Source organism: Mesorhizobium sp. P2_F7 (assembly GCF_056403695.1).
Window position 1 is genome coordinate 56,799 of record NZ_JBFUFA010000006.1, and the last position, 15,396, is coordinate 72,194.

General features: G+C 63.2%; 15 protein-coding genes. 4 read left to right on the top strand and 11 right to left on the bottom strand.

Translation table 11 applies throughout. The features are described 5' to 3' along the window. Position 1 precedes the first annotated feature (1 nt). The 4 genes from AC1DZ8_RS20790 to AC1DZ8_RS20805 all read right to left on the bottom strand — a co-directional run bounded on the left by AC1DZ8_RS20790 (position 2) and on the right by AC1DZ8_RS20805 (position 3,496). A complete protein-coding gene (locus tag AC1DZ8_RS20790; RefSeq protein WP_477302056.1) occupies positions 2 to 1,264 on the bottom strand; it encodes a caspase family protein in 1,263 nt (420 codons plus the stop codon). Then, positions 1,265 to 2,056 carry a M12 family metallopeptidase gene (locus AC1DZ8_RS20795; RefSeq protein ID WP_477302058.1) on the bottom strand — a complete coding sequence of 264 codons (792 nt, stop codon included), beginning with the start codon at positions 2,054 to 2,056 and terminating at the stop codon, positions 1,265 to 1,267. A 13-nt stretch (positions 2,057 to 2,069) separates the two neighbouring features. Further along, positions 2,070 to 2,417: a YbaY family lipoprotein gene (locus AC1DZ8_RS20800; protein WP_477302060.1), complete on the bottom strand. Its 348-nt coding sequence runs from the start codon at positions 2,415 to 2,417 to the stop codon at positions 2,070 to 2,072. A gap of 440 nt (positions 2,418 to 2,857) precedes the next feature. Then, entirely contained in the window at positions 2,858 to 3,496 is a 639-nt protein-coding gene (locus tag AC1DZ8_RS20805) for a TetR/AcrR family transcriptional regulator (RefSeq protein ID WP_477302062.1), read from the bottom strand. A gap of 166 nt (positions 3,497 to 3,662) precedes the next feature. Here AC1DZ8_RS20805 and AC1DZ8_RS20810 point away from each other — a divergent pair, with 166 nt between their 5' ends. Continuing rightward, a complete protein-coding gene (locus tag AC1DZ8_RS20810; protein WP_477302064.1) occupies positions 3,663 to 4,859 on the top strand; it encodes a TCR/Tet family MFS transporter in 1,197 nt (398 codons plus the stop codon). A gap of 80 nt (positions 4,860 to 4,939) precedes the next feature. Then, complete coding sequence (locus tag AC1DZ8_RS20815; protein WP_477302066.1) at positions 4,940 to 5,362, top strand: hypothetical protein; 423 nt, start codon at positions 4,940 to 4,942, stop codon at positions 5,360 to 5,362. A 97-nt stretch (positions 5,363 to 5,459) separates the two neighbouring features. Here the strand turns inward: AC1DZ8_RS20815 and AC1DZ8_RS20820 are convergent, their stop codons facing one another. The 5 genes from AC1DZ8_RS20820 to AC1DZ8_RS20840 all read right to left on the bottom strand — a co-directional run bounded on the left by AC1DZ8_RS20820 (position 5,460) and on the right by AC1DZ8_RS20840 (position 10,225). Beyond that, a complete protein-coding gene (locus tag AC1DZ8_RS20820) occupies positions 5,460 to 6,674 on the bottom strand; it encodes an NAD(P)/FAD-dependent oxidoreductase (RefSeq protein WP_477302068.1) in 1,215 nt (404 codons plus the stop codon). A 92-nt stretch (positions 6,675 to 6,766) separates the two neighbouring features. Then, positions 6,767 to 6,931, bottom strand: coding sequence for a DUF3309 family protein (locus AC1DZ8_RS20825; RefSeq protein WP_023667887.1), 165 nt, complete (start codon positions 6,929 to 6,931; stop codon positions 6,767 to 6,769). Positions 6,932 to 7,150: 219 nt separating this feature from the next. Then, on the bottom strand, positions 7,151 to 8,530 hold the full coding sequence (locus tag AC1DZ8_RS20830; RefSeq protein WP_477302070.1) for an aminotransferase: 1,380 nt from the start codon (positions 8,528 to 8,530) through the stop codon (positions 7,151 to 7,153). Positions 8,531 to 8,684: 154 nt separating this feature from the next. Further along, entirely contained in the window at positions 8,685 to 9,176 is a 492-nt protein-coding gene (locus AC1DZ8_RS20835) for an Lrp/AsnC family transcriptional regulator (protein WP_477302072.1), read from the bottom strand. A 74-nt stretch (positions 9,177 to 9,250) separates the two neighbouring features. Next, complete coding sequence (locus AC1DZ8_RS20840) at positions 9,251 to 10,225, bottom strand: GlxA family transcriptional regulator (protein WP_477302074.1); 975 nt, start codon at positions 10,223 to 10,225, stop codon at positions 9,251 to 9,253. 133 nt (positions 10,226 to 10,358) lie between these two features. Here AC1DZ8_RS20840 and AC1DZ8_RS20845 point away from each other — a divergent pair, with 133 nt between their 5' ends. Both AC1DZ8_RS20845 and AC1DZ8_RS20850 read left to right on the top strand, forming a co-directional pair. Continuing rightward, complete coding sequence (locus AC1DZ8_RS20845) at positions 10,359 to 10,997, top strand: HD domain-containing protein (RefSeq protein WP_477302076.1); 639 nt, start codon at positions 10,359 to 10,361, stop codon at positions 10,995 to 10,997. Positions 10,998 to 11,146: 149 nt separating this feature from the next. After that, complete coding sequence (locus AC1DZ8_RS20850) at positions 11,147 to 11,545, top strand: hypothetical protein (protein WP_477302078.1); 399 nt, start codon at positions 11,147 to 11,149, stop codon at positions 11,543 to 11,545. A 108-nt stretch (positions 11,546 to 11,653) separates the two neighbouring features. On the opposite strand, the gene AC1DZ8_RS20855 is transcribed toward AC1DZ8_RS20850, so the two are convergent. Both AC1DZ8_RS20855 and AC1DZ8_RS20860 read right to left on the bottom strand, forming a co-directional pair. Further along, positions 11,654 to 13,540, bottom strand: a complete 1,887-nt coding sequence (locus tag AC1DZ8_RS20855) for an ABC transporter ATP-binding protein (protein WP_477302080.1) — start codon at positions 13,538 to 13,540, stop codon at positions 11,654 to 11,656. Next, a complete protein-coding gene (locus AC1DZ8_RS20860; RefSeq protein ID WP_477302408.1) occupies positions 13,540 to 15,396 on the bottom strand; it encodes an ABC transporter ATP-binding protein in 1,857 nt (618 codons plus the stop codon). Before AC1DZ8_RS20860 ends, AC1DZ8_RS20855 begins: the two co-directional genes overlap by 1 nt.

Here is a 15,396-nt window from a genome sequence, read left to right on the forward strand (position 1 = left end):
CTCAACCTCCCGCCCCGCCACCGGCTGGAGGGGCTGCCGGCGGACCTGCGGGCGCTGCCGGTGCCGGAACGATTGCGGCCATGCTTATCGGCCAGTTCGGCCTCTGCTGGTTGATGAGCTGGATCTCGGTGACGTCAGCGAACCCGGCGCCGGCCTTGGCCGTCAACTGGAATATTCCGGCCTGTGAGGTGACGGCGTAGGGATGATCCGCCGCCGAGGGCGGAATATCCTTTTGGAAGCCGCCGCCCATCCGCTGCAAGGCAAGCCCGGTGACGCCGACAGCCGCGTCGGGGCGGATGATCAGACGGAACTCGACCTGAGGCGGCGAGCTTAGCCAGCGCAGCGTCACATTCTTAAATGTGGTGCCGGTCGCCGGCGCGTACTGACCGGTTTTCTTCTGCATGAAATGGTTGTTGAGCGCCGTGTTGAGGGTGAAGCTGCTGACCGGCCAGCGCTGTTGCGGATCGTTCAGGTCGTTTATCTCCGCACCATTGTCCAGGCACTTGATCAGCGCCTCGCAAAAGTCCGTTTTCCTGCCGGCGATCGTCATCGCTATGGAACCCGGATAGGAAGCCATGAACATCGGCGTCGCGCGGTCGTCGACGCCCGGCAGTGTATCCCACACCGTACCGGGCGGGTTCGCCAGGCCGGGAAAGTCCGTGACCGTCTCGCGGCAGGCGTCGACGAAGTAAAACTGGGTTCGGGCGATATCGGGCCTGTTCGCCGAGGGGGCCATGCCGAGCATGAAATTGGCGGCGACCTCGCATGAGCGCTGCAACACGCCGCCGGCGGCCGGATCGGTGAAATCGGCCAGCGTGATCAACGGTCTGCCGAGGCGTTCCAGCCCATGCCCGGAATAATAGAAGAAGGTCATCGAGTTGCGGTCTGTGGAGGCGTCCTTACGCCACTCGATGGCTTCCGGAACGAAATGCTGCCAGTCGGCCTTGTCAACTGTCGTGCGCGTCAACTGCTGGCCCGCGCCGAGGTCGATCGGCGTGAGCTTTTTTCTTTCCTTCGCCGAAGGCGACATCAAAAGGCGAATGGTCGCCAGCGGACAGGCGAGCGTGTCCGCATTGGCAACCAGCCAGCGGCATATCTCCCAGGCGCTGAGCGCCGGCGAAGCCAGCCGCTGCAGGTTGAATTTTTCCGGGTCGGGCGGCTCGGTCTGCTTCGGTAGGTGCGTATATTCGCTCACTCCCACCAGAAAGGCGTGCGTCTGCGGCTTGCCGGCAAATTGGGCCCGGCGATCGAATACCAGGGTCATCTAGCCATACATCTTCTTGATGGTTGCGCGGTCTCCGTCGCTCAAACCCTGGCGCTGGCCGACGATGCCGGCGTGGCCCTTGATGAGTTCGATGGTCGGCTTGCCGTCCTTGGAAAAAGCGGTGAGCGGATAGTGCATGATGGAATCGAGATCGTAGTCCTCGATATCGACGCCATCGTGAATGTGCTGCGTGAAATTGTGCTCCATGCCGGCCTGTATGCGGTCGAACCGGATGCGGATATGCGCGTCGCGATCGATCCTGCTCTGCTCATGCCAGAGGCCCAGCGCATGTCCGATCTCGTGGATGGCGTTGCCTGCGCTGCATTCCGGCCCGAGCACCAGTTCCTGGCGCCCGCCGCGCATGCCCACCGCCGAGCGGCAGCCGGAGCCAGGGACGAAGGCGACGAAGTTCTTGTGCTTGGGGTTGTTGGGATCGCGCTGTTCGAACTTGATCGAAGTCTTGGCCTTCCAGTGGGCCATCGCGTCATGGACACGCTCGGGCTTGGGCAGCGTCGCTGCGATCTCGAAGATCAGGACGCCTCCCGGCCAGCGAAACTGCTTGCCTTTGATGGCCGATCCAAGCGCCCCGGCCTTCGCACGCAGCAGCCCTGGCGATTGCTGAATAGCCGCAAGATTGGCTGCCGCCTCCTCGGCGCTGCCCAAGACGATGCAACCCTCGACCACCGCCTGACCTTCGACGACTGTGTATTGAACCGGGCGCACTGTCTTGCCGATCCGCGCAAATGTGGTCTGCACGGTTGGTCCCGCTTTGAGTTCGCCGTCTTCCGCCATTTTCCTCTCCCTCTCAGCCTCGATCGAAAGAATGAAGTTGCAGCCGTTGCGGCGTTTTTGACCCAAGCCGCCAAGGGTAACTCAGCACCGTGCCGAACGATGGGTCATCCGCTCCGGCCGGAAGGTATCCGGCGCGCGCCGACAGGGTGTATTGCCGCCGCCTTTCGACCGCGGCGTCGGGAACCGCGAGCACAAACGCGACCGGCTGCGCCGAACCGGGCTCCAGCCTGCAATGCGTCTCGGCCATCACGACCGAGGGCGCATCGAGCATGGTCGTGTCCTCAAGCCGGATGCAGATATCCACGAGGCGGTTGGGTGGACCGTCGGCGAAATCAATTGTCCCGCTAATATCGGGGCTCACCGGGCTGCTCCATTATATCCGTGCCACGAAATCCGTGCGGAAACAGAACTTTATGACAAATCGATCTCTGCACCGTCGCAGACCGATCGCTCGATACGATCGTCCGACGGCTTAAAATTCCAAAACTTCGAAATCCAAAGCAGCGTAGTATTTATGACAATGAAAGAGCTCTCCACCATATCATCGAGAGCCGTGCGCTCTTGCCGTTAGTCTGGCGACAAGAACAGAATTATTAAGTGACGAATTTCTAATGTTGTCAAGAAAGAAGATTCCCCTTCGAAGTCGAGAAACAGGCGACGAAATTAAACTCGTTGATCAACCCCCCGAATGCACGGTGTTGATCGGCCCGATATGGCGTGATCTGCCGCTGGTTGTGGCATCGTCCAAAGGCCTATGCGCTGCAACGTTGCGGCAAGCACCAGCGGGCCGGAGCCAATTGCTCAGGCGTAAGGCGTGCCTGCCATTGCGGCTTTCAGGCCGATGCTGCCCTTGTCGACAAGCGCGAGAAAGACCGCGCTCGCTTGCTCCATATCGCGCGTCTGACGAAACGTCTGGTGGGCCTGGATATAGGCCACGCTCCACGTCGCGAGCAGCAGGGCCGCCGCCAGACGGGCGTCGGGATCGGCGGGGTCCCGCCCGGCGCCTTCGGACAGCGCTACCGTCAGCACCTCTGCGAGCTCATCGCGTATCGCTCTCGCCCGAGCCTTGAGAGTTTCGCTGCCTTCGACTGCTTTGATGAAGCCTTGGCTCCTGGCGGAAAACTCGACGGCCGGGCTGCGTTCCGCGACCAGGCGATGCGCGAGCAACCGTAAAGTCTCGATTGGTGAAATGCGGGGATCGCGCTGCCGCAAGGCTTCGCGCAGCATCTCGCGGCCCTCCTCGTCGCGGTCGAAGAGCATGTCCTCCTTGCGGGGGAAGTGATTGAACACCGTCATCCGCCCGACATCGGCGGCCGCCGCGATCTCATCCACTGTCACATGATCGAAGCCCCGTTCGAAGAACAGGAGCGTGGCGGCATTGGAGATGGCTTGCCGCGTGGCGAGGCGCTTGCGGGACCGGAGGTCGGATGGGGTTGACATGGCGTTCCTGACTGAATATGTACTGAGTACAAGTTAGTATCGAGTATAGGTAGAACCTAACCGAAAGGCAAGCTGCTCCACTCGATCTGACCGCAGAGGCCCCAGCACGTCAGCGCAAGGCGCGCGTCATGGGCCAGCTCATCATTTTCATCGTCTGGATTCCGCCATGAACAAATCCCTTACCGTTATCTTTGCCGCGATCGGCCTCGACGCCGTTGGCATAGGCCTCATCTTCCCGATCCTGCCGCGTCTTCTCCAAGAGGTGACGCACAGCCCTGACATCGCACCCTATATCGGCATCATGACCGCGCTTTATGCGCTGATGCAATTCGTCTTCGCGCCCATGCTCGGCGCCTTGAGCGACAACATCGGCAGGCGTCCCGTGCTGCTCATTTCGCTCGCCGGTGCGGCCATCAACTACATCGTCATGGCCCTCGCGTCGCAGCTCTGGATGCTGTTCCTCGGCCGCGCCATTGCCGGCCTGACCAGCGCCAATGTCTCGGTCGCCATGGCCTACATCACCGACGTGTCGCCTGAGGACAAGCGCGCCCGTCGCTTCGGCCTGTTCAACGCCGTGTTCGGTGCCGGCTTCATCATCGGACCGGTCCTCGGCGGTCTGCTCGGCGAACACTGGCTGCGGCTGCCTTTCATCGCCGCCGCCGTGCTCAATGCCTGCAATCTTCTGCTGGCCTTTTTCGTCCTGCCGGAGTCGCGCGCACCGGCCCGTCAGAAGATCGATCTGGCCGCGCTCAACCCGCTTTCGCCGCTGCGCTGGGTGTTCTCTTTGAAGGGGCTTCTGCCGATCGTGCTCGTGTTCTTCATCATGAGCGCCACCGGCGAAGCCTACGGCACCTGCTGGGCGCTGTGGGGCTTCGACACCTTCCAGTGGAACGGCGTCTGGATCGGCTTTTCGCTGGGCGCCTTCGGCGTCTGCCAGACGCTGGTGCAGACATTCTTGCCCGGCCCGGCGGCAAAACTGCTCGGCGAACGCTGGGCCGTTGTCGCCGGCATCGGCTTTGCCTGCATCGCGCTTCTCGCCATGGCTTTCGCCAATCACGGCTGGATGGTTTTCGCCATCATGCCGGTCTTCGCGCTTGCCGGCATCGGCGCACCGGCGTTTCAGGCCTTTGCCACAAGGCAGGTCGACCCGGCCCGCCAGGGTCAGCTCCAGGGCGTGCTGGCATCGGCCGTCAGCCTGGCCTCCGTCATCGCTCCGCTTGGTTTCTCGGCCTTCTACTTTGTGGTCCAGAAAGCCTGGCCCGGGGCCATCTGGCTCACGGTGCTGGTCGTTTACGCCATCGCTATCCCGCTGGTTCTTCTCGGCACCCGGACCGCTCGCTCCGTAGAGCCTGCGATCGCGTAGATTTCCCTAAGTAAAGCCGCTCACACACCAGACCTCGCAAATATGCTATCCTCACCGGGATGTAACAGGGAGAGGTATCGATGAAGAAAGCTTTCCTGACTGCTGTCATCGTCGAGATGGCATTTCTAGGCGCGGTGACGACTGCGTCACTGGCAGATGACTTTCCTGCCTTGAACTCGAAGTGGCGCGAACAGCAACACGGGACCTGCCTGGAGATCACTCAAGTTTCGGATCCACTTCCCGGACCGGCAGGCTGCGCTCAGATTGCCGGCCGGATAAAAGACGATCTGATGATCGGGTATGCCTGCAAAAGCGGATCGGAGATCAGCTTTTTCACCGGCCTGCAAACCGACAATTCCGTCAAGCCTGATATTTTCATCGGTCGGTACAGCCCGGAAGCCATTGTCGCCCAATACTGCACCAGAATTAGCAACGACTGGCCTCCGGAATATGATTGCAAAAATGAAATGACGTTCAAAAGCGTCGGCAGTTGCAAACCCTGAAATGCGCCAGCGGCGCCCAGTTGAAAGACTGAAGCTTCATCCGCCGTGCTGTAGGAACCACTGGCTGGGCGGCAGGGCGGCGAGCGAGGGCCGCCGGTCAGGATCGGCTGAATGAAAACAGCTTCGCATCGGCATCTTCGACACCGCCGATCGCCGAGGCGACGATCTCCGAAGCGATCTGCGAGAAGGTGATGCCGTTGCCGCCGTAGCCCATCACCGCATGGATGCGCGGATGCCGGGGCAGGGCGCCGATATAGGGCATGCCTGTGCTGGTGGTGCCGAATGAGCCGGTCCAGGTGAATTCAGGGGTGACGTCGAGCCGCGGCAGCAAACGATGCAGCTTCTTCGCCAGACGTTTCGCCTTGTCGGCGATCAGCGCATCGCGACGCGCCTCGTCGGTGAATTCCTCGTCCTCGCCGCCGCAGATGACGCGACCGTCTTCTGTCGCGCGCAGGTAAAGGTATGGCTCCGAGGCCTCCCAGATCAGCGCGGCGCCAGGCCAGATGTTTTTCGGTTGCGGTGCTGTTGCAATCGCCCAGGTCGACACGACACTGTGCGCGGTCTTCGGGATGATGTCGGTCAGCTCGTAGCCGGTGGCCAGCACCAGATGCCGCGCGGTGATCGTCGGGCCACCGCTGGTGGCGACCACGACCTGATCGCTTCTGTCCTCGATCGCCGTCGCCTGCACCGGAGCATAGAAGCGCGCCTTGCGTTTGAGCGCCTTCAGCAGCAGCCCAGCGGTGAGCTTGCGCGGGTCGAGCGCGAGGTTGCCGTGGCTGAGGATAGCGCCGGCGCGGTCGATGCCAAACTCGTCGTCTAGGGCCTTGCGAGTCAGATAGCTTGCGCCGATGCCGACCTGCCGGCGCGCCTCCGCCTCGTCGCGCAGTGCAGAGGGGTCGAGCACATCGCCGGCCAGATAGAGCGAGGACGATGGGGTCAGGCGGCAGTCGATGCCGAGTTCGGCGATTCGTCCGCTGAGGTTGGACACCGCGAGCCGCGAGCGCCGCCATGCCTGTCCGGCATCGGCCTTGCCGACCATCGCCGACAGTTTCGTCAGCGGCTGGTCAAGTTCGAACTGCACCAGGGCGGTGGTCGCCGAGGTCGATCCCAGCAACGGTCCGCGTCGGTCGATGCAGATCACCGAATGGCCGGCGGCGGTCAGCGTCTCGGCGGCCATGGCCCCGCTGATGCCCATACCGACGATCAGCACGTCAGTCTTGACGTCGCGGGTCAGTTTCTCTGTCGGCACCGATGGCGCGCGATAGGCAAACCAGACCGGCCGGCCGCTGCGCAGGTCGAGTTTGCGTGCCACCAATGTCTCCAGACGCCGGCAAGCTGCCAACCAAGGTCTTCAAGCGAAGAGCAGCCGCCTTAGCTCTGCGCTTCCGGCGGCCAATGGCGACGCTATATGCGCCCGAGAACAACCAGAATGATCACGATGATCAGCACCAGCCCGAGGCCGCCGCCGCCATAGTAACCGGTGCCGTAAAACGGTCCGCCGCCGAGGCCGCTGAAGCCGCCGAGCAACGCGATGATCAGGATGATAATAAGAATGGTACCCAGGCCCATATGCCGTCTCCTTGCGCTGCCGCGCCATTCACGCCGCGCGGTTCGGAGACAGAACTCGCGGCAGGCCTTCCTGTTCCCGGGCCTGCGTGCTTGCAGTCGGCCTAATTTTTGCGTCGACTAAGGAACGAAAGCGGCGCAATGGCGTTCCCGCGAGGACGAAATCAGGCTCTGCGCGCGGCAACGCACGCTGCGGGAAGGCGCGCGTATTTGCTGTCAGTCTCAGAGATTGGCGAACACGCTCTTCACCGCATCCGCTGTCTTGGCCACGACGATGTCGGCTTCCTCGCGCGTCAGGCAGAGTGGCGGCGCGAAGCCGAGTATGTCGCCCTGCGGCATGGCGCGGCCGATGACGCCGCTTGCTGCAAGCGCCGTCGCCACCTGCGGCCCGATCTTGAGCGAGGCATCGAAGAAGGTGCGGTCGTCCTTGTCGGCAACGAACTCGACTGCCGCCAGCATGCCGTCGCCGCGCACGTCGCCGACATTTTTGTGGCCGCCGACGGCCTTTGCCAACTCGGCGCGGAAATAGGCGCCGGTCTCGCCGGCATTTGTCACGAGGTCCATCTCGTCGATCAGTTCGAGATTGGCGACACCGGCGGCAACGCAGATCGGATGCGCCGCATAGGTCCAGCCATGGCCGAGCGAGCCCAGCTTGTCGGAACCCTGCACCAGCACCTGCCAGACCTTGTCGGCGACGATCACACCTGACAGCGGCGCATAGGCGGAGGTAAGGCCCTTGGCGATGGTGATAAGATCCGGCTTGATGCCGTAATGGTCGGAGCCGAACATGGTGCCGAGACGGCCAAAGCCGGTGACCACCTCGTCAGCGACCAGCAGCACGTCGTACCTCTTCAGCACGCCTTGCATCTTCTCCCAGTAGCCGGCAGGCGGCGGCACGATGCCGCCCGTGCCGAGGATCGGCTCGCCGATGAAGGCGGCAACCGTTTCCGGCCCTTCCGCCAGGATCATCTCTTCGAGCTTGTCGGCGCAGTGTTGTGAAAACTGCTCTTCGCTCATCGAACGGTCGGCGCGGCGGAAATAGTAGGGCGCTTCGGTGTGCAGCACCGGTGCGCGCGGCAGGTCGAAGGCGTTGTGGAACAGGTCGAGCCCCGTCAGCGATCCCGTCATCACACCCGAGCCGTGATAGCCGCGCCAGCGCGAGATGATCTTCTTCTTCTCCGGCCGTCCCAGCACATTGTTGTAGTACCAGATCAGCTTGATGTTGGTCTCGTTGGCATCCGAACCGGAGAGGCCGAAATATACCCTCGACATGCCCTTCGGCGCGCGGTCGATGATCATCTTGGCGAGCGTGATCGAGGCCTCGGTGCCGTGGCCGACATAGGCATGGTAGTAGGCGAGGTTCTTCGCCTGGGTGGCGATGGCATCGGCGATCTTCTGGCGGCCATAGCCGACATTGACGCAATAGAGCCCGGCAAAGGCATCGATGCTCTTCCTGCCATTGTTGTCCCACACGGTGACGCCTTCGCCGCCGGCCATGATGCGCGTCGGCGATTCACCCCGCGCGTGCGTGCCCATATGGGTCGAGGGATGGAAGAAGTGGTCGCGATCCCAGGCGTTGAGTTCATTGGACTGGTCGAGCATTTCTGTGACTCCTGGCGAAGGGACGATTTCGGTGCGGCCGGTTCGAACTGATGCGGGAATACTATCCGTCTCGGACGGACAGAGAGGCTGTTTGGATGCCTGGCGGTAGAGAGTGTCTCTCCATTGTGCCCCGTTGGCAGACAGATTCTCCGGGCTATGGCGACGCCGGGAGCAGCTCGGCTACCGGAAGCACGATTTCTTCCTTCACCGTCTTGGTGACGACGTAGGTGAAGTAGCGGTCTATGCCGATCTCTCGCGCGAGCAGGCCGTCCACCAGTCGCTGATAGGCGTCGATGTCGCGCGCCATCACCTTCATGACATAGTCGACACCGCCTCCCACCGCCCAGCAGGCGACAATCTCGGGAATGTCGCGGATGGCACGTTCGAAGCGATCGAAATCGGCCTGTCTATGGCTGGCCAGCGTCACCTCCATCAGCACCGTGGCAACCGGTGCCACGATCCGCATCGCGACCCGGGCGTGGTAGCCCGAGACGATGCCGGCTTTCTCGAGCTTGCGCAGTCGCATCCAGCATGGCGTCGGCGACAGGCCGACCTTGTCGGCCAGCGCCAGCTTGGTGATGCGTCCGTCGCGCTGGATGGCGTCGAGGATCTTGAGGTCGATCGGGTCGAGTTTTGCGGATGGCATAAGGGTCCACTTTTGTCCGCATCACCATGACGGCGCGCGATTTCCATTGTCAATTGCGCCGACTTATCCGACTTTCAGGGCACGGCCTGCGGCACATCGACCTGAACGCGCCGGTATGCGGCGGGCGTGACGCCGAGCTTGCGCTGGAAGGCGCGCCGGAAGGTGTCGACGTCTGAAAAGCCGCACTGGTCGGCGACGAGTTTTGGCGCCGCACCCGTCTCCAGCAGGCGCTGTCCCGCCTCCACGCGGATCGCCTCGACCCAGGCCGAAGGTGTGACGCCGACCTCCTGGCGAAACAGCCGGGCGAAGTGGCGCGGGCTCATGCCGGCGCGCCCGGCAAGCTGGTCGACGCCATGCTCTTTAGCTGGGTTGGCGATGACCCAGCGCTGCACCTGCTGCAACGCCGAGCGCCCGGCCGGGCTGCCGGCGCCTTTGCGGCTATACTGGAGCTGGCCGCCGCTGCGGCGGAAATACATGACCAGTTGAGCCGCGACGCGGCGCGCGACATCGGCGCCGAGATCCTCCTCGACCAGTGCGAGCGCCAGGTCAAGCCCCGCGGTCACCCCGGCTGCGGTCCTGATCTTGCCGTCGCGGACGTGGATGGCGTCGACATCGAGCACCACCTCGGGAAAGCGCTCGGCAAATCGGTCGGCGTCCGCCCAATGGGTGGTGGCGCGGCGGCCATCGAGCAGGCCGGCCTCGGCCAGCAGGAAGGCGCCGGTGCACACCGATCCATAGCGCCGGGCAGAGGTACTGGCGGTGCGCAGCCAATCGAGCACGGGCGCGCTGCTCGTCGTCTGCGCCAGATGCGGCGCGCCCGCCACCAGCAGCGTGTGGAAGCGTGGCATGTCAGCCTGTCCGATAACGAAATCAGGCAGCAGCCTTGCCCCCGAGGAGCAGCTCACCGGGCCGTCCACCGCTGCGACGATCGATGTGGCGTAGGCTTGCCGGCCTGCCTGCAGATTGGCTTCGGCAAAGACGTCGAGCGGGCCGGAGACATCGAGCAGCTGCGCACCGTCCATGGCGAGGATGCCGATCCGCAAGGTCATCAGTCCATTCCCATCAATCTTGCCGCCACGTCCGCATTGTCCGTGATTTGGCAGAAATCGTCGTGACTAAACAATTCCTGCCATAGCCGACAAAGCCTAGTTTGTCATCTCCCATCAACAAGAGACGACATCCATGACCACCATTCCCGACGGCGCCGCCATACCCGACAGCAAGCTGGCACGCGCCATCACCACTTTCATCCGCGACACCGAAACCGAACTGCTCTTCAACCATTCGAGCCGCGTCTATCACTTCGGCGCGCTGGCCGGCGTCCATCGTGGGCTCACTTTCGATCGCGAATTGCTCTATGCCGGCGCAATGTTCCATGACCTCGGCCTGATGCCGGGCCACACCAGCGCGCATGAGCGTTTCGAGGTCGACGGTGCGCACGCCGCGCGCGATTTCCTGCGCAACCACGGCATTCCCGAAGAAGATGCCTACACGGTCTGGACCGCGATCGCGCTGCACACCACGCCGGGCGTGCCGGTACACATGCATCCGGTGGTGGCGCTGGTGACCGCCGGCGTCGAGATGGACGTGCTCGGCCTCACCCACAAAGAGTATTCCGACGTGGAGCGCGAGAGCGTCGTGCGGGCCTTTCCGAGAACGCCCGGTTTCCAGGAGGATATCATCCAGGCCTTCTATGACGGCATCAAGCACAAGCCCGACACCACCTTCGGCAACGTCAAGGCCGATGTGATCGCCGACAAGGAACCGCATTTCCATCGCGGCAATTTCTGCTCGGTGATCCGCAATTCCGCTTGGCGGTAGCGGCAGCGCATCGTTGACGCGCAAGATCGGGATTGGCGGGCAGTCGGTTGAGCAGCATTTTTCCCGGGATTGGCGTCGTCGATGCGATGACGGTATCTTGCGGTGGCGGTGTTCGTTGAGCCGCGGATCGGCAAAGCGCGGGAGGATCGATGATTGGTGGCGAGGAAAGCTTCGGGTGTGAGCGTTGCTGGCCGGCATCGCCTGATGACGCCTGGAAGGCCCGCGCCAGCCTGTCTCACCAGGCCACGGTCATCGACGAAGCACATTTCATTGCCTCGTTGCTCGGCTGCCCCGTCTGTTCCCAGCGCTTCGTTTCAGTTTTCGCCGAGTCTATCGACTGGGTTGGCGGCGAGGACCCGCAATGGTGGGTTCAGCTTCCGCTGACGTCGAGCGAAGCCACACAGCTGACACGCAAGGATGCGCGCGTGACGGAGTCCGATCTTGCCGGTCTGGCCGCCGGCAAGCGCTCTCTGATCACCGGCTTCCCCAAGGGCGGTGTCGAAACATGCGCCTGGGGCACTGGGTTGTCCATTGGCTGGCATGACTAGTAGCACAGGCGGCTTGTCGACGCGCTAGGTCGCGAGATCAATGAGACGCTGCTGGTGGCGGCTTTCCGCGCGACCATCCGCTGCGTGCGGGTCCGGCGTCCGTCTCCCTCACGTCGCCTTGCCGGCCGGAGCGCCTATGTCTTCCTCGGCAATGTCGTCGAACGAGGCGTAGTTCATGTTGTAGAGCCGCGCATAGAGGCCCTTGGCCGCCATCAGCTGCTCGTGGTTGCCGCTTTCGACGATCTCGCCATTTTGCAGCACGATGATGCGGTCGGCGCCACGGATGGTCGCCAGCCGATGGGCGATGACCAGCCCGGTGCGGCCCTCCAGCAACGTGACCAGCGCCTTCTGGATCAGCATCTCGGTGTAGGAATCGATGCTGGCCGTGGCCTCATCGAGCACCAGGATCTTTGCATCCGCCACCAGCGCGCGCGCAAAGCTGATCAGCTGGCGCTGGCCGAGTGAAAGGTTGCCGCCGCGCTGCTCGAGCTCGGTGTCGTAGCCGTCGGGCAGATGCTCGATGAAGTCGTGCGCACCGACGGCTTGTGCCGCGCGCACCACTTCCTCGCGGGTCGCTGATGTCTTGTGGTAGCGGATGTTTTCCAGCACCGTGCCTGAAAACAGGAACGGCTCCTGCAGCACCATGGCGACCTGGTCGCCGAGCGAATCCTGCGTCACGTCGCGGACATCATGCCCGCCGACCAGCACTTCGCCCGACCACACATCGTAGAAGCGGTGCACCAGCGCCATGCAGCTCGATTTGCCCGAACCGGTCGGGCCGACCAGCGCGACGGTCTCGCCCGGATTGACGCGGAACGAGACATTTTTCAGCACTGGTTGGTTCTGCCGGTAGCCGAAGGTGACATTCCTGAATTCGACCGAGCCGTCCATGTCGCGCGTCAGCACCACCGCGCCTTGCCTGTCGCTGACGTCGACCGGCACGTCGAGCACTTCCGAGATGCGCTGGCCCGAAGCCATGGCGCGCTGCATGACCGAGTACTGCATGGTGAGCGAGCGGATCGGGTCGAAGAACCGTTGGATGTAAAACAGGAACGCCACCATGACGCCGATGTCGAGGCTGTGCGACAGCACCATCGAGCCACCGACGACGATGACGGTTGCCATGGCGATGCCGGTCAGCGTGTCGACGATCGGCACCATCACCTGCGCATATTTCGCCGACGTCAGATGCGTCTTCAGATTGGCCAGCACCTTCTCGTCATAGAGGTCGAAATTGACATGCTGGCGCTCCAGGCTCTGCACCGTGCGCACGCCATGGATGCCTTCGGCGAGCGCGCCATTGGCGATCGAATTGGTCTCGTGCGCGGCCATGAAGGCGACCTTGGCCCGCGGCAGCCAGAACAGCCGCACGATGAACAGCGCCGGCATGGTCGACAGCGTCAAAAGCCCGAGCCGGAAATCGAGCCAAAGCAGAACGCTGACGATGCCGAACAGAAGCACGATGTCGCCCACCGACATCACCGAGGTCTCGAGGAACTCCTGCATCGAATTGACGTCGCCCTGCAGGCGCGACATCAGCCGCCCGACTTCGGTCTTGTCCATGAAGCTCAGCGAGACACGCTGCAAATGGCTGAACATGGCGCGGCGCAAATCCGACAGCACATTCTCGGCCACCTTGCCGACGACGCTTTCCTGGACATAGCTGGCGGCATAGTTGATCAGGATGATCAGCGCAAAGGCGCCGATCGCCCAGTTCATCACCGAGCGGTCGGCCTTGCCAGCCGCCATGCCATGGTCGATGGCGTAGCGGATGACCAGCGGTATTGCCAGCTGCGTCAGCGTGAACACTAGCACAGCGGTGACCGAGATGAAGATCCGGCCCTGATACGGTTTCACAAAACTCCAGATGCGGCGCACGATGCGCGGATCGTAGGCCTTGCCGAAGACCTCTTCCTCGTCGCGATGCGAGCCGACGACGGCCTTTGTCGGCCGGCCGCTGGTGTCTTCCTTCTCGTTGTCGTTCTGTGTCGACATCATGCGACTCCCACGGCGACAGGCAGATCGTCGTCCGGCCGCAGTTGCAGGTCGTAAAGCGCGCGGTAGCGTCCCTTGAGCGCCAGCAATTCCTGGTGCGTGCCGCGCTCGGCGATGCGGCCGTTTTCGACGAACAGGATCTGGTCGGCATGCATCAGCGAGCTCAGCCGGTGCGAGATGATCAGCGTCACGCGGTCCTTGGCGAAGCGTTTCATGGCGGTACGGATCCGCTGCTCGGTGCCGGCGTCGACAGCGGCGGTGGAATCGTCGAAGACCAGAACCGATGGCCGCAACATCAAGGTGCGGGCGATGGTCAGGCGCTGCCGCTGGCCGCCGGACAGCGAGGCGCCGCGCTCGCCGACCACCGTGGTGTAGCCGGCTGGAAGGCCGATGATGTAGTTGTGCAGCTGCGCATATTCGGCGGCCTGCCCGATGCGGATCTCGCGTGCCCACGGATTGCCATAGGCGATGTTGTTCTCGATCGAGGTGGTGAATAGGAATGCGTCCTGCTGCACGACGCCGACCGCCTTGCGCAGCGATTGCAGCGTGACCTCGCGTATGTCCTGCCCGTCGATGGTGATCGCGCCCGACGTGACGTCATAGAAGCGCGGGATCAGATGCGCGATGGTCGACTTGCCGCTGCCCGGCGGGCCGACAATGCCGACGGTCTCGCCGGACCTGGCCTCGAACGAGATGCCTGACAGTGCCGGCCGGCCGCCCGCGCCCGCGTAACGGAAGCCGACATTGTCGAAGCGCAGCACGCCGTCAGTGACGACGAGGTCCTTGGCGCCAGGCGCATCCTGGATGTCGAGTTCGGCGTCGAGCAGTTCGAAAAGCCTGGTGCCGCAGGTCGAGGCGCGGGCAAACGAGTTGACCATCAGCCCGAGCTGGCGCACCGGCATCTGCAGGATGGTCATGAAGGTGAGGAACTGGGCCAGCGTGCCGACGCTGATCTCGCCCGCGATCACCTTCTGGCCACCGAACCACAGCACCAGGCCCATCGCCGCCAGGAAGGAGAAATTCATCGCGCTGGTGTTGGAGACGCGGATGTCGACGCGCTGATCGGCGAGCTCCAGCGCCGACTTTTTGGCACGGTCGAATTTTTCCAGCTCATGCCGTTGCGCGGCGAAGGCACGCACGACCCGGATGCCGCCGAGATTCTCGTCCATCACCCGGCTCAGCACCGACAGCCGCTCCTGCAGCGTCAGCCAGGTGCTGCGCAGCCTGAGCTGGGTGACCGAGGACCGCCAGGCGACGAACGGCACGAAGCTCAGGCTGAGCAGCCCAAGTTCGAGATCGGTGCTGATCAGCAGGTACGAGCCGACGCCGATCAGCACGCCGAGCAGCACGACGCGCAGGATGCCGGTGGAAAAGAACATGCGGACGCCGTCGAGGTCGAGCAGGCCGAGCGTGATCAGGTCGCCGGTATGCACCCTGTCGTGGAAGGAGAAGCTCAGCCGCTGGATCTTCTCGTAGAAAGCGAGCCGCAACTCATAGCCGGTGCGGTGGCCGACGGCCTCGCCGTAATAATTCTGCGCCATGGTGAAGAGGCCGCGCAGGATACTGACGACGAGCAGCGTCAGCGCCGTCGTCCACAGCGCCTGTTCCGCCGCCGCACCGCCGCCCGCTTCCATCACGCCTTGCGCCTGGTCGATGGCGTGGCCGAGCAGACGCGGGATGAACAGCTGCAGCGTCGCGGCGATGAAGGTCGAGACGATGGTGATCGCCACCTGCCAGGGATGGCGCAGCGTCATGCGCACGATGCGCAGCAGCGTGCTGAGGCCCTTGCCCCAGGACGCCTCCGCCACATGGGCAAACGATTTGCCGCGCTTTGCCGCGCCGCTGGCTGCATCCAT